Origin of the sequence: Billgrantia saliphila, assembly GCF_002930105.1 — a bacterium.
In the GTDB taxonomy this organism is placed as follows: Bacteria; Pseudomonadota; Gammaproteobacteria; order Pseudomonadales; family Halomonadaceae; genus Halomonas; species Halomonas saliphila.
In genome coordinates this window covers 254864-274923 of sequence record NZ_PJRN01000003.1, presented here as the reverse complement: position 1 = coordinate 274923, position 20060 = coordinate 254864, and the positions used below count along the sequence as shown (strand labels likewise).

General features: G+C 65.6%; 20 protein-coding genes. 15 read left to right on the top strand and 5 right to left on the bottom strand.

The features are described 5' to 3' along the window. Positions 1-188 precede the first annotated feature (188 nt). Entirely contained in the window at positions 189-1658 is a 1470-nt protein-coding gene (gene cls / locus CYJ07_RS04950) for a cardiolipin synthase (RefSeq protein WP_104202645.1), read from the top strand. Positions 1659-1761: 103 nt separating this feature from the next. After that, on the top strand, positions 1762-2841 hold the full coding sequence (locus CYJ07_RS04945; RefSeq protein ID WP_104202567.1) for a L,D-transpeptidase family protein: 1080 nt from the start codon (positions 1762-1764) through the stop codon (positions 2839-2841). Positions 2842-2847: 6 nt separating this feature from the next. Here the strand turns inward: CYJ07_RS04945 and CYJ07_RS04940 are convergent, their stop codons facing one another. Genes CYJ07_RS04940 through CYJ07_RS04925 form a run of 4 tightly spaced genes read right to left on the bottom strand, consistent with a single transcriptional unit; the run spans position 2848 to position 6393 of the window. Further along, on the bottom strand, positions 2848-3483 hold the full coding sequence (locus CYJ07_RS04940; protein ID WP_104202566.1) for a response regulator transcription factor: 636 nt from the start codon (positions 3481-3483) through the stop codon (positions 2848-2850). Continuing rightward, a complete protein-coding gene (locus CYJ07_RS04935) occupies positions 3480-5060 on the bottom strand; it encodes a PAS domain S-box protein (protein WP_104202565.1) in 1581 nt (526 codons plus the stop codon). The genes CYJ07_RS04940 and CYJ07_RS04935 overlap by 4 nt, the downstream gene beginning before the upstream one ends. Then, complete coding sequence (locus tag CYJ07_RS04930) at positions 5060-5719, bottom strand: 2OG-Fe(II) oxygenase (RefSeq protein ID WP_104202564.1); 660 nt, start codon at positions 5717-5719, stop codon at positions 5060-5062. Before CYJ07_RS04930 ends, CYJ07_RS04935 begins: the two co-directional genes overlap by 1 nt. A gap of 11 nt (positions 5720-5730) precedes the next feature. After that, positions 5731-6393, bottom strand: a complete 663-nt coding sequence (locus tag CYJ07_RS04925) for a CoA pyrophosphatase (protein WP_104202563.1) — start codon at positions 6391-6393, stop codon at positions 5731-5733. Between the two features lie 70 nt (positions 6394-6463). Between CYJ07_RS04925 and CYJ07_RS04920 the strand changes: the two genes are divergently transcribed. From CYJ07_RS04920 to tal, 12 genes are all read left to right on the top strand, one after another. Beyond that, on the top strand, positions 6464-7021 hold the full coding sequence (locus CYJ07_RS04920; protein WP_104202562.1) for an NUDIX hydrolase: 558 nt from the start codon (positions 6464-6466) through the stop codon (positions 7019-7021). 56 nt (positions 7022-7077) lie between these two features. Further along, a complete protein-coding gene (locus CYJ07_RS04915) occupies positions 7078-8037 on the top strand; it encodes a sugar-binding transcriptional regulator (RefSeq protein ID WP_104202561.1) in 960 nt (319 codons plus the stop codon). A gap of 139 nt (positions 8038-8176) precedes the next feature. Then, entirely contained in the window at positions 8177-9481 is a 1305-nt protein-coding gene (locus tag CYJ07_RS04910; protein WP_104202560.1) for an ABC transporter substrate-binding protein, read from the top strand. 67 nt (positions 9482-9548) lie between these two features. Further along, positions 9549-10439, top strand: coding sequence for a carbohydrate ABC transporter permease (locus CYJ07_RS04905; protein WP_104202559.1), 891 nt, complete (start codon positions 9549-9551; stop codon positions 10437-10439). A 10-nt stretch (positions 10440-10449) separates the two neighbouring features. After that, positions 10450-11352, top strand: coding sequence for a carbohydrate ABC transporter permease (locus CYJ07_RS04900; RefSeq protein WP_104202558.1), 903 nt, complete (start codon positions 10450-10452; stop codon positions 11350-11352). Positions 11353-11364: 12 nt separating this feature from the next. Continuing rightward, positions 11365-12510, top strand: a complete 1146-nt coding sequence (locus CYJ07_RS04895) for an ABC transporter ATP-binding protein (protein ID WP_104202557.1) — start codon at positions 11365-11367, stop codon at positions 12508-12510. Further along, the gene (locus tag CYJ07_RS04890) at positions 12507-13232 is read left to right on the top strand and encodes an HAD family hydrolase (RefSeq protein ID WP_104202556.1); all 726 of its coding nucleotides are present in this window, start codon (positions 12507-12509) and stop codon (positions 13230-13232) included. Before CYJ07_RS04895 ends, CYJ07_RS04890 begins: the two co-directional genes overlap by 4 nt. Beyond that, positions 13232-14014, top strand: coding sequence for an L-iditol 2-dehydrogenase (locus tag CYJ07_RS04885; protein ID WP_104202555.1), 783 nt, complete (start codon positions 13232-13234; stop codon positions 14012-14014). Before CYJ07_RS04890 ends, CYJ07_RS04885 begins: the two co-directional genes overlap by 1 nt. 4 nt (positions 14015-14018) lie before the next feature. After that, positions 14019-14642 (top strand): nucleoside triphosphate hydrolase, encoded by a 624-nt coding sequence (locus CYJ07_RS04880; protein ID WP_104202554.1) that lies wholly within the window; start codon positions 14019-14021, stop codon positions 14640-14642. Between the two features lie 63 nt (positions 14643-14705). Next, complete coding sequence (locus tag CYJ07_RS04875; protein WP_104202553.1) at positions 14706-16193, top strand: mannitol dehydrogenase family protein; 1488 nt, start codon at positions 14706-14708, stop codon at positions 16191-16193. Next, positions 16193-17680, top strand: coding sequence for a xylulokinase (gene xylB, locus CYJ07_RS04870; RefSeq protein ID WP_104202552.1), 1488 nt, complete (start codon positions 16193-16195; stop codon positions 17678-17680). The genes CYJ07_RS04875 and xylB overlap by 1 nt, the downstream gene beginning before the upstream one ends. A gap of 32 nt (positions 17681-17712) precedes the next feature. Next, entirely contained in the window at positions 17713-18663 is a 951-nt protein-coding gene (gene tal, locus CYJ07_RS04865) for a transaldolase (protein ID WP_104202551.1), read from the top strand. A gap of 37 nt (positions 18664-18700) precedes the next feature. Here tal and CYJ07_RS04860 read toward each other — a convergent pair whose 3' ends face one another. Further along, positions 18701-19012, bottom strand: coding sequence for a YqfO family protein (locus CYJ07_RS04860; protein ID WP_104202550.1), 312 nt, complete (start codon positions 19010-19012; stop codon positions 18701-18703). Positions 19013-19206: 194 nt separating this feature from the next. Here CYJ07_RS04860 and CYJ07_RS04855 point away from each other — a divergent pair, with 194 nt between their 5' ends. Then, positions 19207-20046, top strand: a complete 840-nt coding sequence (locus CYJ07_RS04855) for a fructosamine kinase family protein (RefSeq protein WP_104202549.1) — start codon at positions 19207-19209, stop codon at positions 20044-20046. The last annotated feature ends 14 nt before the right edge of the window (positions 20047-20060 follow it).

Sequence of the window (20060 nt, the reverse complement as noted above, 5' to 3'; positions counted from 1 at the left end):
ACGCCTGCAGCCGCCATGTCGGAAAGAACGATATCCAGGATGGGCACGATGAGCGGCTATCGGACTGCCTTCGGTCTGTTTCGTGCCGGATGCGAGTCGAGATTGAGGCCGCTTGCCGGGGTACGACTTGAGTGCCTTGAAGCGTCATGGAACACTGTTCGTTTGAGGCGGGTTCGGAGAACCACAACATGACGCACGAACGGTGCGAGGCGCATGGGAACGGAAAGGCCAGGCGTCGCAAGTGGGGCGCTTTCGCCATTATCGTGACCGTATCCCATCTGCTCGGGGCCGTGTCGTCGTTGGAGGCGCTGATGACCAGCCGCACCTCGGCGGGGGCCATCGCCTGGATCGTTTCTCTCAACACCATGCCACTGGTGGCCGTGCCCACTTACTGGATTTTCGGACGCAACAAGTTCGAGGGCTACATCACGTCGCGGCGCGATGAAGACCTGCGCCTGAGCGAGACCCTGGAGGAGGAACTCGAGGCGCTGCGTACGGGCCATGCCGCGTCCATTCCTGACGAGAGCTATCTGGCCGGTATCGAGGACCTCGCCCGGCTGCCGCTTCTGGAAGGCAACGACCTGATGCTGCTGGTCGATGGCGAGCAGACCTATCGCAGCCTTCTCGAAGGCATCGACGCTGCGGAAGAGTACCTGCTGGTGCAGTTCTATATCGTGCGGGATGACGATATCGGCACGGCGTTCCAGCAACGCTTGATCGCGAAGGCGCAGGAGGGCGTCGACGTTTATTTCCTCTATGACGAGATAGGCAGCTACGCCCTGCCGAGCGATTATCTGCACGCGTTGCGCGAGGGAGGCGTCAAGGTGCAGCGTTTTCCCTCCACCCGCGGCCCCGGCAAGCGTTTCCAGCTCAACTTTCGCAATCACCGCAAGGTAATGGTGGCCGACGGCGAGCGGGCCTGGGTCGGCGGTTTCAATCTGGGTGATGAGTATTGGCAGGGGCATGAGGAGCTCGGGCCCTGGCGGGATACGCATCTCAAGGTGACAGGGCCGGCCGCGCTGGCGCTGCAGCTGGTCTTTCTCGAGGATTGGCTCTGGGCCAGCGACGATATCCTCGAACTTGCGTGGGAGCCTGCCACGACCGAGCGTCAGGCGCCCGTGATGATTCTGCCGTCGGGCCCCGCGGATCGGTTCGAGACCGCAAGCCTGATGGTCCAGCAGGTTATCCATGCCGCCAAGGAGCGTATCTGGATCTCCAGCCCCTACTTCGTCCCCGATGACGGGGTCCAGACGATGCTCAAGCTGGCCGCGCTCAACGGCATCGATGTGAGAATCCTGATCCCCGAGCGGCAGGACAACTTGCTGCCACGCTATGCCACCTACGCCTTTCTGGGGCCGATGCTGGACGCTGGAGTGAAAATTTATCGCTATCGAGACGGGTTCCTGCATGGAAAGGCCTTCGTCATCGATGACGTCGGGGCCGCCGTCGGTACCGTCAACCTTGACAACCGTTCCTTCCGCCTCAATTTCGAGGTAACCGCACTGGTCATGGAACCCGACTTTGCCCGGGAAGTGGCGGCCATGTTCGAAGAGGACTTCTCTCACTCGACCCGTATCGAGCCGGAGGAGATCGCGGAGCGCCCACTTTGGCATCGTATCGCCGCGCGCGGCGCCTATCTGTTCGCGCCGGTACTGTGACGTTGGGGCGCCCGAGGCAGTAACTGTCGAAATCCATGCGGGCCGAATAGACTAGGCCCTCGCTCAAGGATCACCTGAAGGTGAAAAGGCTGAGGCAATCGTTATGACGCACTATGGCGTGGCTGGGCAATGCCACCGACCGATGCGGCGCCTGGCATGGCTGCCGCTCCTGCTGGGCGTGCTGGCCACTGTGCTGCTGTCGCCGAGCGTGGCATGGTCCGAGGAGGATACGGAAACCAAGGAAGCCGAGGAAGCCGAGGAGGCCGAGTGGCCCAAGGGACACTATCCGCTGCCCGAACAGGGCGACGTCGTGGGCGAGCGCTATACCGTCGAGGCGAGTGAGGAGCAGACACTGCTCGACATCGCGCGTGAGCACAACGTGGGCTACGAGGAGATCCGGCGCGCCAATCCCGAGGTCAGCGTCTGGATGCCGGGTGAGGGGACCGAGGTGGTGATTCCCGGTCGCTTCATCCTGCCGCCGGTCGAACGCAAGGGAATCGTGATCAACGTCGCCGAGCTGCGCCTCTACTACTATCCGGAAGTCGAGGAGGGCGAGACGCCGCGCGTGGAGACCTACCCGATCGGCATCGGTCGCGAGGGCTTCGATACCCCGCTGGGCAAAACCAAAACCACCATGCTGTTGAAGGATCCGGCCTGGTACCCGCCGAGCTCCGTGCGTCAGGAAGCGGCGGAGCGGGGGGAAGAAGCCCCCGCCGTGGTACCTCCCGGGCCCGACAATCCGCTGGGCAGCCATGCCATCATGCTCGATATTCCCGGTTACTTGATCCACGGCACCAACAAGCCGGACGGTATCGGCATGCGTGCCAGCCGCGGCTGTATCCGCATGTTCCCAGAGGACATCGAGTCGATCTTCGAACGCGTACCCGTGGGGATGCAGGTCAACCTAATCAATCAGCCGATCAAGGCCGGTTGGGACGGCGACATGCCCTACGTCCAGGTCTACGAGGCGCTGGAAGAGCAGGAGGCGGGCATGGCGGCGCTGATGGAGACCCTGTCGCTGCTCGAGCGCAGCGACAACGAGCGCAGCGTGCCGCTCAATTACGAAAGGCTGCGCGAGCTGCTGGAAAATCCCAACGGCGAAGTGGTTGCGCTGAAGCCGGCTCCGGAATCTAGGGAGCAGGACGAGAACGAGGACCTGTTCTGGGAGGAACTGGCGGTCTAGCGTGGTTCAGCGCTGGGGCAGCGGATCGACCAGCCCCAGCGCCACGCAGATGCGCACCAGCTCGGCCAGGTTGGCGGCACCCAGCGCCTTCATGGCGCGCAGGCGATAGATCTCCACGGTCTTGGCGCTGACGTCAAGATGGACGGCGATCTCGCGGCTGGTCATGCCTTCCGCTACATGCACCATGATGCGTCGCTCCTTGGGGCGAAGTGCGTCATAGCGGGCCCGCAGGTCATCGATTCGGGCGCGTATCTCGCCTAGCCGCTGATGCTCGGCCAAGGCCTGCTGCACGGCATCGATGAGCTGCTGCTGGTTGAAGGGCTTCTCGAGGAAATCGAAGGCGCCGGCCTTGAGTGCCGCCACGGCCATGGGCACGTCGCCGTGGCCGGTCATGAATATGATCGGCGCGGTGTCGCCGCGCTCGATCAGCCGTTGCTGAACCTGCAGGCCTGATAAGCCGGGCATGCGCACGTCGAGCAGCACGGCGTCGCAGACATCAAGGCCTGCCGCCAGGAAGGCCTCGCCATCGGCGAAGGCGCGGGTGGCAAGTCCCACGGAGTCGAGCAGCCAGGCCAGCGAATCGCGCAGTGCCTCGTCGTCGTCGACAACGGCGATGCAGGGAGAAGCGGGGACTTCGGTCACGACGGGCTCCGGGGCGGTACGCGGCGATGCGCCGGGGGCGGTTCGGTCTGCAGTGTACCCGCAAAGGTGGCGCCGTCGGAACCGTCCTCCAGCATCAGGCTGCCGCCCATGGCTTCCATCAGCGAACGGCTGATCGCCAGCCCCATGCCCAGGCCGTCGGAGCGGTTTGTGTGGAAGGGGGCGAAGATCGCCTGCGCGTCGTCGGCACCGATGCCGGGCCCTTGGTCGCTGACGCGGAAGGTCACCTCTCGCGGACCGCTGTGCAGCGCACCCACCAGCACTTCGCTGGCGCCGGGCCGCTCCCGGCTCGCCTCGAGTGCATTGAGCAGCAGGTTGACCAGCACCTGCTCCAGGGCGATCGGATCGGCAAGCACCCGCGGCAGCACCTCGGGTAGTTCGTACCGCAACTCGATCCGCGCCTGCTGGTACTGCCATTCGCACAGGCGGCAGGCCGCGTCGACCACGTCGAGCAGAACGACCGGGCGCGGCCGGGTCTGCCCCTTGCGCACGAAGGTGCGGATATGGCGCAGCCGCTCGCCCAGGCGCTGGACCTGTTCTCCGATGCGCTCGAGCGGCAGGGCGAGGTCACCGGCGGGGCGATCCGGCGCGGTGCGTAGCTGGAGCAGTGCACCATTGGCGTAGTTGGCGATGGTCGTCAGCGGCTGGTTGAGTTCATGGGCTATGTTGGATGCCAGTTCGCCCGTGGTGGCCAGCCGGTTGGCGTGGGCGATCTGCTCCTGGTGGCGGCGTGCCTGCGCTTCGGCGGACTTGCGCAGGCCAATGTCACGGTTGAGCAGCGACAGGTGATCGGGTTCCGCTCCCGGCCCGCGATGGGCCAGTACCACGCTGAGCACCGGCGTGGGTCCCTTGGGCCCGGGCATCTCCAGCTCGCCGCTCCATGAACCGTAGCGCGCCACGGCGGGCAGCACGATGTCGCGCAGGATCGCCAGCGAAGCCGGCATGTAGACCTGCTCTAGCCGGACGTCCAGCCCCTCTCGTGGCAGGCCCAGCAGGCGTCGGGCGGCCTCGTTGGAATAGAACACCCGCTCGTTGCCGTCGACGAAAAGTACATAGTCGGTTGTCGATTCCACCACACGGGCCAGGCGTTCTCGGTTGGCCTCGGCGCGGATACGCCGCCCCACGTCGCGCGAGACGCAGAGAATGTCGAGCAGTTCACCGGTGTGCGGATCGCGACGGGTGCGGCTGGTGGTTTCGAACCACACGTAGTGCCCGTCCTTGGCGCGGAAGCGGTAGGTCTGCTGGTAGAAGCCGTCGTGGTAATAGATCCGCGGCGACTTGTTGAGCAGATCGGCCAGGTCCGAAGGGTGGAACAGCTCGTAGGCGGAGACGCCGATCAGCGCTTCGGGCTCGTAGCCGAGCAGCTCGCGAGCGGCCTGGGAGGCGTAGAGGAAGGTGCCGTCGCGAGCATGGCGCGAGATCAGGTCGGTGGTGCTCTCGGCCAGCCACTGGTAGTGGCGCTTCTCTTCGTCGAGCTCACTGGCTCTCGCTTCGAGTTCGGCGTTGCGGACCTCGAGTTCGGCCAGGCGTGCGCGCAGCGCCTCGATCTCGCTTGCCATCAGCGCGCCGGGTCCACCAGCCCGCCCAGCGAGGCGTTGCGCCGGAACCAGCCGGCGATGCTGGCGCGAGGCAGCCGGGTCGGCAGCACCTCGTGAGGCACCGTTTCGGCAAGGAAACAGGCGAAATTGCCGGCCTCCGGTCGTACTCTCACCACCTCCCGCTCCGGGGCGTCGGCGGCGAATATCGCCATCTCGCCACCACCGTCCGCGGGCCAGCCGGCATTGAGATAGCCCACCGTGGAGACCACGCGGTTGGCGCGCCCGCGGAAGCTGTCGAGATGACGCTTGTAGAAGGCCCCGGGTGGGTAATGGGCAAAGTGCGCCTCGTATTCGAACAACCCGAGAAACAGTGCCTGGTTCAGTTCGTGCTGCAGATCGCCCATGGCGTCCAGATAGCGGCGCTGGGCCAGGCTCTCGCGATCGAGCCAACGGATGGCGTCGCCGCGGATGTCGCGGCGCAGCTGATGCTCGTCGCCACGACCGATGCCAGCGGCGGCCAAGGCGTCGCGCTCGGCCATGTCGGTCAACTCCTGGCACAGGGCTTGGCATAGCTCGGCATCTAGGAAGCCCTCGCCCACGAACCAACCCTGCTCGACCAGCGCGTCGACAAGATCGGGCAGGGCGGCGGTATCGAAGACCGGTTGATGCAGGTGCGACATGCAGGCGCTCCTCAGCGATGCGAAAGGGAGCCGGGGCGGCGTGTCTCGGTCTGCGTGCTGCGCAGCAGGCGCTCGGGGAAATAGCACAGCCGGCCGCTGGATGGCTCTTCGAACAGGCTCACCGGACGGTCGAAGCCCTCCGCCATGAGTTCCACCAGCATCATGGCCGACAGCCCCCAGATCACCTGGCCCTGGGTATGGTAGCTGGGAACGTAATGGGGGCGCCCGTTGACCGGTATCACGTCGGTATGGTGGCGGCGATCCTCGAGGAACAGCTCGAGCGGCACCTCGAAGATAGCGTCCAGCTCGCCGGGATCGGGAGCCAGCGGCAGGTCCGGAGGAATCAGGCCCACGTAGGGAGTGACCAGGATGCCGTGCAGCGAGATCACGTCGGACAATTGCCCCAGCAGCTCGACCCGCTCCGGCGGCAGGGCGATCTCCTCTCTGGACTCGCGTAACGCGGTGGTCAGCAGGTCGGGATCGGCCTCTTCGCGCTTGCCGCCGGGAAACGCCACCTGTCCGCTATGAGTGTTGAGGTGACCCGCCCGGCGGGTGAAGAGCAGTGTCGGCTGGGGGCGATCGACGATCGGCAACAGTACCGCCGCTTGGGGCATGTCGAGCCGCAGGCGGCGGGGAGCGTGCGCTTGCAGGCGCTTGCGTAGTTTCTCTAACATGGAGTTTCCATCGGATTTGCTTCCTTCTACCCGGGCGCCTTCGCCGACGTCAAGCCTGTCAGGGAGACCCATGAACTTCTGCAGCCACTGTGGCCATACCGTGCGCTTTGCAATCCCGACAGGGGACGATCGGCCCCGCTATCTGTGCGATGCCTGCGGCTCGATTCACTATCAGAACCCCCGCATCGTGGCCGGCACGCTACCGGTGAGCGGATCGAGCATTCTGCTCTGCCGCCGCGCGATCGCTCCGCGCAAGGGCTACTGGACGCTGCCGGCGGGATTCATGGAGAACGCCGAGACGACCGTCGAGGCCGCTGCCCGCGAGACCTGGGAAGAGGCCTGCGCCGAGGTCAGCATCCATGGGCTCTATACCCTGATCAACCTGCCGCACATCAACCAGGTCTATATGATCTTTCTCGCCGAGCTCGTCGGCGATTTCTCCGCTGGCCCGGAGAGCCTGGAAGTGGCTCTCTTCGAGGAGCACGAGATACCCTGGGACGAGTTGGCATTTCCCACCATCGAGCGCACCCTGCGCCATTTCTACGCCGACCGGGGCAGCGAGGTCTTCCCGCTGCACATCAGCGACATCACCGCTGCGGATCGAGAGCGCTACTTTGGTTCAGCCTGACTGGGGTCCGGCATGAGAGGGCTCCGCCTGATCGGCAACGACAAGGAATACGCGACGTGGACAAGTTCGAGCTCAAGCTGGATCAGGCGGCGCGAGCCGCCTGGCTCTCCTACGTGGGCGGGCGCACTCAGGACGAGATCGCCAGCCAGCTCGGCGTGTCGCGTCCCGGCGTGCAGCGGCTGCTGGCCCTGGCGCGTCAGGAGGGACTGGTCAAGGTGCATATCGACCACCCGCTGGCCAACTGCATGGTCATGTCCGATGCCATCCTCCAGCGCTTCGGACTCGAGTTCTGCGACGTCGTCCCCGCCGACCCCGAAGCGCCCGAGAGTAGCGCCCACTACCTGGCGGTAGCCGGTGCCGAGCGGCTGGCCAGGTTGATCGAGCGCTCCGAGCCCTTGACCCTGTCGCTGGGCACCGGGCGCTCGGTACGCGCTACGGTCGAGTCGCTGAGTCGCATCGAGCGGCCCCAGCATCGCTTCGTCTCGCTGGTGGGCAATGTCGCCCGCGACGGCTCCGCCAACCGCTACGACGGGGTGATGGTACTGGCCGACAAGACTGGCGGCGAGCGTTTCCTGCTGCCGGCACCGGTGGTGGCAGGTTCGGTGGAGGAGAAGGAGGCGATGCTCGGCCAGCGTCTGTTCCAGGCTATCGTTGAAGTCGCCAAGGAGGCCGAGGCCGCCTTCATCGGAGTGGGCCGCATCGACCGTCAGGCCACGCTGTTCCAGGACCACTTCATCAGCGAGGCCGAACTCGACGAGCTGCTTTCGCGCAAGGCGGTGGGGGAACTGCTCGGTTGGCCGCTCGATCAGGCCGGAAACGTGATCGACTGCTCCATCACCCGGCGCGTCACCAGCCTGCCGCTCACGATGTTCCGCGACCAGTCGCTGGTGGCGCTCGCCGGAGGGCGCGACAAGGGGCCCGCCATCCTCGCCGCCTTGCGCGGTGGCTGGCTCAAGGGGCTGGTCACCGACGAGAGTGCCGCTCGCTTCATCCTCGATAACGAGTGTTTGGACTAAAGACTAATGCCGCTGGCTTTGCGTTTTCTCGGCCCGTATTCGATCATTTGATCGATTGCTGAGTAAATGTTCAAATCAGCCAGCCTTACCCCTACAACAACTAGCCCTGAGAAGGGCATGCATCCAAAGGAGCCAAGCGATGAAGCTCAAGCGCGTCATCCCCCTGGCCGGTCTTGCCGCCGCCGGTGTCGCCCACGCCGAATCCATTACCGTGGCCACGGTCAACAACAACGACATGGTAATCATGCAGAGCCTCACCGAGGCATTCGAGAGCGCACACCCCGACATCGAGATCGACTGGGTGGTGCTTGAGGAGAATGTGCTACGCCAACGCCTTACCACCGATATCGCCACCGACGGCGGTCAGTTCGACGTGTTGACCATCGGCACCTACGAGGCTCCGATCTGGGCCGAGCGCGGCTGGCTGGTGCCGCTCGACGACCTGCCCGACGACTATGCCGTCGACGATCTGCTCAAGCCGGTGCGCGATGGCCTCTCCCACGACGGCACGCTGTATGCGCTGCCCTTCTACGCCGAAAGCTCGATGATGTTCTATCGCACCGACCTGTTCGAGGAGGCCGGTATCGAAATGAGCGATCAGCCCACCTGGCAGGAAGTGCGCGAATGGGCGGGCGCGATTCATGACCCCGAGAACGGTGTGGCCGGTATCTGTCTGCGCGGCAAGCCGGGCTGGGGCGAGAACATGGCGTTTCTCTCCACCCTGGTGAACACCTTTGGCGGACGCTGGTTCGACGAGGAGTGGAACCCGCAGCTCGATTCGCCGGCCTGGCAGGAGGCGGTCCAGTTCTACGTCGATCTGATGAACGATTACGGCCCTGCAGGCGCCAGCTCCAACGGCTTCAATGAGAACCTGGCGATGTTCTCGCGCGGCAAGTGCGGCATGTGGGTCGATGCCACCTCGGCGGCGGGCAAGCTGTTCAACCCCGACGAGTCGGAGGTGGCCGATGAGCTTGGCTTCGCCCCGGCGCCGATCGCCGAGACCCCCAAGGGCGCGCACTGGCTGTGGTCGTGGGCACTGGCGATCCCCAGCTCATCCGATTCGCCCGAGGCGGCCCAGACCTTCATCGCCTGGGCTACCGGGCAGGACTACATCGAACTGGTCGGCGAGAGCGAGGGGTGGACCAGCGTGCCGCCGGGCACTCGCGAATCGACCTACGAGAACGAGCACTATCAGCGCGAGGCGCCGTTCGCCGGCTTTGTGCTCGAGGCGATCAACAGCGCCGACCCCACCGATTCGACCCTGGAACCGACACCGTACCAGGGCGTGCAGTTCGTCGGAATTCCCGAGTTCCAGTCGATCGGCACCCAGGTCGGCCAGACGATCGCGGCGGCCTTGACCGGCGAGACTTCCGTCGAGCAGGCGCTAGCCTCGGCCCAGCGTGCCACCGAGCGCACCATGCAGCGCGCCGGCTATCTCGACTGATACGCGCCCGACCCTGCGGCCGGTGTGTCGTCCCGGCCGCCCAACCCCTCAATCGCGGTAACTCGCCATGAGCAAGACACGCGCCTCCGGACGTACCGTCGGCGGACTTCGCAGTCTCTCGCTGCAAGCCCCCGCGGTCAGCCTGCTGTTGCTGTGGATGCTGGTGCCGCTGGGCATGACCCTGTGGTTCTCCTTCCAGCGCTACAACCTCTTGATGCCCGAAATGACCGGCTTCGCCGGGCTGGAAAACTACGAGTACCTGTTCACCGACCCGGCGCTATGGCGGGCCATGGGCAATACCCTGCTGCTGGTGGGCTGGGTGCTGGTCATCACCGTGGTGGGCGGTACGTTGCTGGCGGTGCTGTTCCAGCAGGAGTTTCCCGGTCGCGGCATCGCCCGTGTGCTGGCCATTTCACCGTTCTTCGTCATGCCCACGGTCAGCGCACTGGTATGGAAGAACATGATGATGCATCCCGACAACGGGGTATTGGCGTGGCTGGCGCGGGTGTTCGGCGCGTCCCCGGTGGACTGGTTCTCGTCGCTGCCGCTGACCTCGATCGTGATCATCGTGGCCTGGCAGTGGCTGCCGTTCGCGCTGTTGATCCTGCTCACCGCCATGCAGTCGCTCGACGACGATCAGGTCGAGGCGGCGCGCATGGACGGCGCCGGTCCGCTGGCGGTGTTCTTCTACATCACCTTGCCGCACCTCAAGCGCGCCATCAGCGTGGTGATCATGATCGAGATGATCTTTCTGTTGACCATTTTCGCTGAGATCTATGTCACCACCTCGGGTGGACCGGGGCTGGCCACCACCAATCTGGCCTACCTGATCTACATGCAGTCGCTGCTCGATTTCGACGTCGGGCTGGGCTCCGCCGGCGGCGTGGTCGCCATCGTTCTCGCCAACATCGTCGCCATCTTCCTGGTTCGGCTGGTGGCCCGGAACCTGGAAAGCTAGGAGACTCATCATGACGACGGCCAAACCCAAGCCCTCCCTGACGGCCGAAAGTCAGGCGTCCTTTGCCGATGCCGCACCTGCTATCGACGCCCCGCAAGGGTTGCTCGATGTTCGCCGATGGCTGCTGACGCTGCTCGGCTGGGGCATCGCTCTGCTCATCTTCTTCCCCATCCTGTGGATGGTGCTGACCGGCTTCCAGACCGAGGCGGCGGCCATTGCCGACCCGAGCCTGCTGTTCTCGCCGACTCTCGACAGCTATATCGCCGTACAGGCCCGGGCCGACTACTTCAAGTTTGCGCTCAACAGCGTGACGGTGGCTTTCGGCTCTACGCTGCTGGCCCTGCTCATCGGCATTCCCTCGGCCTATTCGATGGCCTTCCTGCCCACCCGGCGCACCAAGGGCACGCTGCTATGGATGCTCTCGACCAAGATGCTGCCGCCGGTCGGGGTGCTGGTGCCGATCTACCTGCTGTTCCGCACCACCGGGCTGCTCGATACCCGCACCGGGCTGGTCATCGTCTACACCCTGATGAACCTGCCGATCGTGGTGTGGATGCTCTACACCTTCTTCAAGGACCTGCCCCGCGACATTCTCGAGGCGGGACGCATGGACGGCGCCAGCACCTTCCAGGAAGTGGTCTACTTGTTGATGCCGCTGACCCTGCCGGGGATCGCCTCCACCGGGCTGCTGTCGGTGATCCTGAGCTGGAACGAGGCGTTCTGGAGCCTCAACCTCACCTCATCGAACGCCGCCCCGCTGACCGCCTACATCGCCTCCTTCTCGAGCCCCGAGGGGCTGTTCTGGGCCAAGCTTTCCGCCGCCTCGACCATGGCCATCGCGCCGATCCTGATATTCGGCTGGTTGACCCAAAAGCAGATGGTGCGCGGCCTGACCTTCGGCGCCGTCAAGTAACGAGGAACTCCCATGGCAACCCTACAGCTTCGCAACATCGTCAAGCGGTTCGACGATACCCAGGTGATCAAGGGTGTCGACCTGGACGTCAACGACCGGGAATTCGTGGTCTTCGTCGGCCCTTCCGGCTGCGGCAAGTCGACCTTGCTGCGCATGATCGCCGGGCTCGAGAGTGCTACGTCGGGCGACATCATGATCGACGGCAGGCGCATTAACGAGGTCGGCCCGGCCGAGCGTGGCCTGGCGATGGTGTTTCAGAGCTACGCGCTCTACCCGCACATGACCGTCGAGGACAATATGGGCTTCAGCCTCAAACTCGCCGGGATCTCGAAGGAGGAACGCCGGCGCAAGGTGCGCGAGGCCGCCGAGATTCTGCAGCTCGAGCCGCTGCTTGACCGCAAGCCCAAGGCTCTCTCCGGCGGCCAGCGCCAGCGCGTGGCGATCGGGCGTGCCATCGTGCGCAACCCCAGCATCTTCCTGTTCGACGAGCCGCTCTCCAACCTCGATGCCGCGCTGCGCGTTCAGATGCGCATCGAGCTGGCGCGTCTGCACGAGGCGCTGGACGCCACCATGATCTACGTCACCCACGACCAGATCGAGGCCATGACCATGGCCGACAAGATCGTCGTGCTGCAGGGCGGGGTGGTCGAGCAGGTGGGCTCGCCGATGGAGCTCTACCATCATCCGCGCAATCGCTTCGTGGCGGGTTTCATCGGCTCGCCGAAGATGAACTTCGTGGAGGTGACGGTCGCCCACGCCGGCCCCGCGGGAGTCGAGGTGCGGCTGCCGGGCGGCGCCAACTGCGAGGTGCCGGTCGACGGTGATGGCGTGGCGCCCGGCACTGCGCTCGAGCTCGGCTTCCGCCCCGAGCACATCCAGCTCGACGCCGGTGGACCGTTGGAAGGGCGCATCGAGGTGATCGAGCGTCTCGGCGGGCTGACCTCGCTCTACGTGCGCATGCAGAAGGCACTGATTACCGTGAGCGCCGACGGCAACGTCGAGCACCGGGTGGGCGATACGCTGTGCTTCGGTTTCGCTCCCGCCTGTGCCCATCTGTTCGGCAGCGACGGCCTGGCCCTGCCCAGCCTTCATCGTCACCCCCTGGCCGCGCTCAATCGTCAGGACAATCGGGCCACCAGCATGGCGGGGAGCCAATGAGCGCACCGACCCTGATCTTCGATTGCGATGGCGTGCTGGTGGACAGCGAGACGATCGCCGAGGCCACGCTGGTCCGGCAACTGGCCGACCTGTTGCCGGACATTCCCCGCGATGTCGCCCTGCGCCAGGCGCTGGGCATGACCACTGCGGACATCCTGGCGCAGCTCGAAGCCCAGAGCGCGCATCGCCTGCCCGAGGACGCCCTGTCGCGGATCGACGGCGCCATCGAAGCACGCCTGGCCGAAGAGGTCCGCGCCATTGAGGGGGTGGTGGAAACGGTGGCCGGCCTGCGGTTGCCGCTGGCCATCGTCTCCAATAGCCGGCGCCGCCGCGTGGTGGCCTCGCTTGCCACCACCGGGCTCGACGCCTGGCTCAGCGAGGTGCCGCTATTCACGGCCGAGCAGGTCGAACGTCCCAAGCCCGCCCCCGATCTCTACCTGTTTGCCGCGCGCTCGCTGGGTTGTGCCCCACGTGACTGCCTAGTAGTCGAGGACAGTGTCTCCGGTGTCACCGCGGCGCATGCCGCCGGCATGATGGTAATCGGCTTCACCGGGGCCAGCCACATCGAGGATGGCCACGCCGAGCGTCTGCGCCGTGCCGGCGCCTGGCGGATACTGCCGAGCATGCATGGGTTGGCGGCGCTCATCGACCGCTGGCATGAGGAACGACAGCTGCGCGTGGCGTCGCCGCAGGCGACGAGCGCTGAGAAAAGGAGTCTGTAATGAAGCTCGTTGACAGGACCGCTCTGATCACCGGCGGGGCACGCGGTATCGGCCTGGCCATTGCCGATCGCTACCTGGAGGAAGGGGCCCGGGTCGCCGTGGCCGACATCGATACGCAGGGCGTCGAGGAGGCAGTGGGCCGGTTGCGCCCCAAGGGGGCCGAGCGGATCATGGGCGTGCGTTTGGACGTCTGCGATCGCGAGTCGATCGCCGCCGCCATCCAGGCGGTCACCGAGCACCTGGGCGGCATCGATATCTTGGTCAACAACGCGGCGGTATTCGACATGGCCCCGGTGCTCGAGGTCACCGAGGAGAGCTTCGATCGTCAATTCGCCGTGAACACGAAGGGAATGTTCTTCACCCTGCAGGCGGTGGCGCGGCACATGGTTTCCCGGGGCCAGGGCGGCAAGATCATCAACATGGCCTCGCAGGCGGGGAGACGCGGCGAAGCGCTGGTCAGCGCCTACTGTGCGAGCAAGGCGGCGGTGATCAGCCTCACCCAGTCGTGCGGACTCGACCTGATCAAGTACGGCATCAACGTCAATGGTATTGCCCCGGGGGTGGTCGACACGCCGATGTGGGATGAGGTCGATGCGCTCTTCGCGCGCTACGAGAACCGCCCGCTGGGCGAGAAGAAGCGCCTGGTCGGCGAAGCGGTGCCCTACGGACGCATGGGGCGGCCCGAGGATCATGCCGGGGCGGCGGTGTTTCTCGCCTCGGAGGACAGCGAATACGTGGTTGCCCAAACATTGAACGTGGACGGCGGTAACTGGATGAGCTGAAAAAATGAACCCCAATATTCACGACATGGCGGTGCGCCTGCTCGAGGCCGCAGAGAACCGGCAACGCTTCATCGTTGCCCTGGCCGGGCCGCCGGGGGCGGGCAAGTCGTTCCTTTCCGAGTGGCTGTGCCGCGAACTCAACGAGCGGCAGCCGGGCATCGCCGAGGTGGTGCCGATGGACGGTTATCACCTCGACAACGCCATCCTTGAGCCGCGGGGCCAACTGGCGATCAAGGGCGCGCCGGAGACCTTCGATCCCGATGGCCTGAAGCACGACCTGGAGCGCATCCGCCGCGCCGATCGCAGCGTTGCGGTGCCGACCTTCGATCGGCCGCTGGATCTGGCGCGTGCCGGTGGGCGCCTGATCACCCTCGAGCACCGCCTGGTGATTGTCGAGGGCAATTATCTACTGCTCGACCGTGAGCCGTGGCGTGAGCTGCGCCCCCTGTTCGACATGACGCTGTTCCTCGAGGTCAGCGATGAAGTCCTCGAGGCGCGGCTGATCCAGCGCTGGCTAGGCATGGGGCAGGACCAGGCGGGCGCCATCGCCAAGGCGCGCCACAAGGACATGCTCAATGCGCGCCTGATCAAGCGGGAATCCATCGAGCCGGATCTCTACTGGCGCTAGGACATCCCGCCGACGCCGTTTCGCCTTTCCACCGTCATTGCCGCACGCGGCAAGGAGTGCCCTATGACCGCTCTGAGCAGCGCCACGCTCAACCAGCTCGACCCACGGGTCGCCGTGCCCGGCTACGACCGCCGCCAGGTGACGCCGGGCATCGTCCATATCGGGGTGGGCGGGTTCCATCGCGCTCACCAGGCGATGTACCTCGACGACCTGATGACTCGAGGGCTGGCACTCGATTGGGGCATCGTCGGGGTCGGCGTAATGCCCGGCGACCGGCGCATGCAGGAGGCGCTCGCGGCGCAGGATCATCTCTATACCTTGGTGGTGAAGCACCCCGACGGCCAGCGCGAGCCGCGTGTGATCGGCAGCATGGTGGATTACCTCTTCGCTCCCGACGACCCCGAGGCAGTGATCGAATGCATGGCCGACCCGGCCATTCGCATCGTCTCGCTGACCGTCACCGAAGGGGGCTACAACTTTCACCCGGTCACCGGGGAGTTCGATCTCGAAAATGCCGACGTGCGCCACGACTTGGCCAATCCCCGTACTCCACGTACCGCATTCGGTCTGGTCGTAGAGGCGCTGAGGCGGCGTCGTGAGCGCGGCGTGGCGCCGTTCACGGTGATGTCATGCGACAACATCCAGGGCAACGGTGAGGTAGCAAGCCGTATGTTCGCCGCCTTCGCCCGAGCGCGTGATGCCGCGCTCGGCGAGTGGTTCGAGTCCGAGGTGCCGTTCCCCAACGCCATGGTCGATCGCATCACGCCGGTTACCGCCGGAACCGACATCGAGGAACTGGTGCAGCGCTTCGGCATTGACGATGCGTGGCCGGTGGTCTGCGAACCCTTCACCCAGTGGGTGCTGGAGGATCGCTTCGTCAACGGGCGGCCACCGGTCGAGCAAGTCGGCGTGCAGGTGGTCGAGGACGTGGTGCCCTACGAGCTGATGAAGCTACGCCTGCTCAACGCCAGCCACCAGGCGCTGTGCTACTTCGGCACCCTGGCCGGCTACCGCTACGCCCACGAGGTGTGCCGGGACCCGCTGTTCATCGAGTTCCTGCTCGGCTACATGCGCCACGAAGGCAGCCCGACGCTCGCGCCGGTGCCAGGCGTGGATCTAGAACAGTACCGTCTCACGCTGATCGAGCGCTTCGCCAATCCCGAGATCAAGGACACACTGGCGCGACTCTGCGCCGAAAGCTCCGACCGCATTCCCAAGTGGCTGGTGCCGGTGATTCGCGAGCAGCTCGCGCGGGGCGGCGAGATCCATCGCTCTGCGGCGGTGGTGGCGAGCTGGGCGCGCTATGCCGAAGGCATCGATGAACAGGGCGAACCGATCGAGGTGGTTGACCGCCTGAAGGATAGGTTGATGGCCATTGCCGCCGACAATCGCAGCCGACCGACCGCCTTCATCGACAATCGCGAGTTGTTCGGCGATCTCGCCGATGCGTCACGCTTCCGTGACGCCTATCTCGACGCACTTCAGCGCCTGCATGAGCGCGGCGCGCGCGCTACGCTTGAGTACTTGGTACACGAACGAGGTAGGGCGTGATGTATATCGGCGTGGACTGCGGTACCCAAAGCACCAAGGTGGTAGTGGTCGACCTCGACGGCGAGGCGATTCTCGGCGAGGCGAGCCGTCCGCATCGCCTGCTCGAGGGCGAGAACGGGTGCCGCGAGCAGCACCCGAAGGAGTGGATCGAGGCTTTCCGCGGTGCTTTCGACGAGGCCGTGGCGCACGCGGGGATCGAGAGGCGCGCGATTCGCGCCATCGGCGTTTCCGGCCAGCAGCACGGCATGGTGGCATTGGACGCCGAGGGAGACCCGGTGCATCCCGCCAAGCTGTGGTGCGATACCGAGACGGCAATGGCCAATGCCGCCCTGATCGAGCGCCTGGGTGGCGAGGCGGGCTGCCTCGACAGGCTCGGCCTGGTGCTGCAGACCGGCTATACCGCATCGAAGGTGGCCTGGCTGCGCGAGGTGCATCCCGAGGCATATCAGCGCATCGAAAGCCTGCTGCTTCCCCACGACTATCTCAACTTTTGGCTCACAGGCGAGAAGGTGGCCGAGGCAGGCGACGCCTCCGGCACCGGCTACTTCGACACCCTGACCCGGCATTGGCGGCACGACGTCTTCGCCGAGATCGCCCCGGAACTCGATCCCGAACGAGTGCTGCCGCGGCTGATCGACTCGCAGGAACCGGCCGGCACGCTGCGCCCCGCACTGGCTCGTGAGCTCGGCCTCGATGAGAACGTGCTGGTCGCCAGCGGCGGCGGCGACAACATGCTGGGGGCCATCGGGACCGGCAACATCGCCCCCGGAATCGTGACCATGAGCCTCGGTACCTCGGGTACGGTGTGCGCCTATTCGCCCGCGCCGGTGCGCGCCGAGAGCGACATGGTGGCCAACTTCTGCGCCAGCCATGGCGGCTGGCTGCCGCTGATCTGTACCATGAACGTGACCTCGGCGAGCACGCTGGTGCGCGAGCTGTTCGCGCTCGACCTGGCGACCTTCGGCGAACGCCTGGCCGCGGCACCGATCGGCGCCGAGGGCGTCACGGTGCTGCCCTTCTTCCAGGGGGAGCGGGTGCCGGCGCTGCCGCATGCCTCGGCCAGCTTCCTGGGCCTGACCAGCCTCAACCTGACCCAGGCCAACCTGTGCCGCGCGGTGATCGAGAGTGCCACCTTCGGCCTGCGCTACGGGCTCGAGCTGCTCGGCGAGCTGGCCGAGGGGGCAAGTCAGATCCGACTGATCGGCGGCGGTGCGAAGAGCCCGGTGTGGCGGCAGATGGTAGCCGATATCACCGGGACCCAGGTGATCTGCCCGCAGATCACCGATGCGGCGGCCCTGGGGGCCGCGCTTCAGGCGGCCTGGTGCCATCGTCGTGGAGACGCCACGCTCGAGTCGCTCTGTACGCGACTCGTGCACCTCGACGAGGCCTCGCTGGCCGAGCCCGATCCGGTGAGTGTGGATGCTTATGCACAGGTGTACGGCCGTTACCGCCAGGCGCTTGCCGCCCATCACGGCGTTCCGGTCTGACCCCACGTCCCGACTTCGAATACGGAGAGACCATGACGACCCGACTCGATGCGCTCAAACGACACTCGCTGGTCGTCGCCGATACCGGCGACCTCGACGCCATTCGTCGCTACCAGCCCCAGGATGCCACCACCAACCCCTCGCTACTGCTCAAGGCCTTCGACCTGCCGGGCTACCAGGCACTGATCGACGAGGAGCTCGCCGCGGTCAAGGCCGAAGGGGGCGATCTTCAGGCGCAGGTCGAGCGCGCCGTGGACCGCCTCGCCGTGGCCAAGGGTAGCGAGATCGCCAAGCGGGTTCCCGGACGGGTCTCCACCGAAGTGGCCGCCAGGCTCTCCTTCGATCGCGAGGCGAGTTTTCGCAAGGCGCACGAGTTGACCGAGCTGTACGGCAAGCGTGGCATTGGACGCGACCGGATACTGATCAAGCTGGCCTCGACCTGGGAAGGCATCCGTGCCGCCGAGCGGCTCGAGCGGGAGGGCATCAACTGCAACCTGACGCTGCTGCTCAGCGAGGCTCAGGCCCAAGCCTGCTTCGATGCCGGTGTTTTCCTGATCTCGCCGTTCGTCGGCCGTGTCACCGACTGGTACAAAAAGGAGACCGGCAAGGAGTACGCGCCGGACGAGGACCCGGGGGTGCAATTCGTGCGCAGCGTATGCGAGCGCGCCGGGCGCGGCGGCTTCGACACAGTGGTCATGGGAGCGAGCTTTCGCACCACGGCCCAGGTGCTGGCACTGGCCGGTTGCCACCGGCTGACGATATCGCCAGCACTGCTCGAGGAGCTGGCAGCAGAGAAGGGCGAGGTCGAGAAGCAAGTTGAGTTCCCGCCCGCCGAAGAGCGTCCGGTGCCGCTCACCGAGCCCGAGTTCCGTTGGGGGCACAACCAGGACGCCATGGCCAATGACAAGCTGGCCGAGGGAATCCGCCGCTTCGCCGAGGACCAGGCGCAACTCGAACGGCGCATCGCCCAACGTCTGGGTTGAGTGCGAATGCTATCCGGTAAGCGGCTGGAAGAAGAGGCTAGAAAACCTCGAGTTTCCACACGTCGAAGGCCGGCTCCTCGTAGGGGTGAGCCGTCTTCAGGGCCGTGACGGCCTCGCGAATCAGATGATTCTCGCAGACCAGTTCCACCTTGGCCTCTTCCACGCGCTCCAGCTCGCCGACCTGACCGATGTGCGGGTCGGCGCCGTCGAGCGGGCGAAACTGGCCGGTGCCCAAGGTCTGGAAACAGCAGGCCTCGTAATCGCCGATACGCCCGGCTCCGGTGGCGAACACGGCTTCCTTGACCGCTTCGGCATCCTCGACAGGAACGAAGAAGGCGAGCTTGTACATGGTTCTATCCTCGTGACATTCATTTCTGTCCATCGCCATGCCCATTCTTGCCATGGCCTGATAACGCTCGATTCGTCTTTGTGCCATAGCGGGATGGCGGAACACGTCGCCCGCTATGGCAGGGTGGTCGACCTGTCCCCTACGCTAGAGCGGCAGACGACCTGTTCTTATCGTAGCGGCGCGGAAGGTGGTTCATGCAAACCGGATTGGCGATTCTCCTTGAACGCAGCGGACTGACGCCACGCGGGGAGCCGCGGGCAATGAGCGGCGGCGATATCGCGGCGGTCTACTGGCTGGACACCGATCAGGGGGCGGTCGTGGCCAAGCGCGACGATCCCGAACGTTTGAGCGGCGAGGCCGACGGGCTCAGGGCGCTGCACGAGGCGGCCAGCTCCCTGGTGGTACCCGAGGTGCTGGCACTGGAAGGGGAATGGCTGATCATGGAGGCGCTGAAGAGTGGCTCGCGCTCAGTGCGTTCCGCGTCAACGCTGGGCGACGGTCTCAAGGCACTGCACGACAACGTTGCGGATGAGCATGGCTGGCACCGCGACAATGCCTGCGGCCTTACCCCGCAACCCAACGCACCGCTTGCCGACGGGCGCGACTTTCAGCGCGAGCGGCGTCTGTTGCCGCTGGCCCAGGCCTGCCACGAACGCGGCCTGCTGGACGCGCGGCTGCGCGGCCGCATCGAGGTCGTGGCGGAGGGTCTCGATGCGTGGCTGCCGCATGCCCCGGCGAGCCTGTTGCACGGCGACCTGTGGTCGGGAAATGTGCTGCATACTCCCCAAGGGCCCGCGATCCTCGACCCGGCGGTCTATCGCCACTATCCCGAAGTCGATCTCGCCATGCTGACCCTGTTCGGCTCGCCGGGTGAGGCGTTCTTCGAGGCCTACTGGAATGGCCGGGCTCCCGACGATTGGCCGCGGCGCGAGGCGCTATTCCAGCTCTACCCCTTGCTCAATCACTTGCTGCTGTTCGGTGGAGGCTACCGTGGCGCGGTTGAGCGGGCGGTGGCCATTGTCGAGCAGGCATGACGCGACGGATCGCT

What these genes read in the sequence shown, in the direction of transcription:
- CYJ07_RS04900 (WP_104202558.1), top strand. Translation starts at nt 10,450, where the DNA reads ATGACGACGGCCAAACCCAAGCCCTCCCTGACGGCCGAAAGTCAGGCG.
- tal (WP_104202551.1), top strand. Translation starts at nt 17,713, where the DNA reads ATGACGACCCGACTCGATGCGCTCAAACGACACTCGCTGGTCGTCGCC.
- cls (WP_104202645.1), top strand. Translation starts at nt 189, where the DNA reads ATGACGCACGAACGGTGCGAGGCGCATGGGAACGGAAAGGCCAGGCGT.
- xylB (WP_104202552.1), top strand. Translation starts at nt 16,193, where the DNA reads ATGTATATCGGCGTGGACTGCGGTACCCAAAGCACCAAGGTGGTAGTG.
- CYJ07_RS04920 (WP_104202562.1), top strand. Translation starts at nt 6,464, where the DNA reads ATGAACTTCTGCAGCCACTGTGGCCATACCGTGCGCTTTGCAATCCCG.
- CYJ07_RS04945 (WP_104202567.1), top strand. Translation starts at nt 1,762, where the DNA reads ATGACGCACTATGGCGTGGCTGGGCAATGCCACCGACCGATGCGGCGC.
- CYJ07_RS04905 (WP_104202559.1), top strand. Translation starts at nt 9,549, where the DNA reads ATGAGCAAGACACGCGCCTCCGGACGTACCGTCGGCGGACTTCGCAGT.
- CYJ07_RS04925 (WP_104202563.1), bottom strand. Translation starts at nt 6,393, where the DNA reads ATGTTAGAGAAACTACGCAAGCGCCTGCAAGCGCACGCTCCCCGCCGC.
- CYJ07_RS04860 (WP_104202550.1), bottom strand. Translation starts at nt 19,012, where the DNA reads ATGTACAAGCTCGCCTTCTTCGTTCCTGTCGAGGATGCCGAAGCGGTC.
- CYJ07_RS04935 (WP_104202565.1), bottom strand. Translation starts at nt 5,060, where the DNA reads ATGGCAAGCGAGATCGAGGCGCTGCGCGCACGCCTGGCCGAACTCGAG.
- CYJ07_RS04895 (WP_104202557.1), top strand. Translation starts at nt 11,365, where the DNA reads ATGGCAACCCTACAGCTTCGCAACATCGTCAAGCGGTTCGACGATACC.
- CYJ07_RS04885 (WP_104202555.1), top strand. Translation starts at nt 13,232, where the DNA reads ATGAAGCTCGTTGACAGGACCGCTCTGATCACCGGCGGGGCACGCGGT.
- CYJ07_RS04855 (WP_104202549.1), top strand. Translation starts at nt 19,207, where the DNA reads ATGCAAACCGGATTGGCGATTCTCCTTGAACGCAGCGGACTGACGCCA.
- CYJ07_RS04880 (WP_104202554.1), top strand. Translation starts at nt 14,019, where the DNA reads ATGAACCCCAATATTCACGACATGGCGGTGCGCCTGCTCGAGGCCGCA.
- CYJ07_RS04930 (WP_104202564.1), bottom strand. Translation starts at nt 5,719, where the DNA reads ATGTCGCACCTGCATCAACCGGTCTTCGATACCGCCGCCCTGCCCGAT.
- CYJ07_RS04875 (WP_104202553.1), top strand. Translation starts at nt 14,706, where the DNA reads ATGACCGCTCTGAGCAGCGCCACGCTCAACCAGCTCGACCCACGGGTC.
- CYJ07_RS04910 (WP_104202560.1), top strand. Translation starts at nt 8,177, where the DNA reads ATGAAGCTCAAGCGCGTCATCCCCCTGGCCGGTCTTGCCGCCGCCGGT.
- CYJ07_RS04890 (WP_104202556.1), top strand. Translation starts at nt 12,507, where the DNA reads ATGAGCGCACCGACCCTGATCTTCGATTGCGATGGCGTGCTGGTGGAC.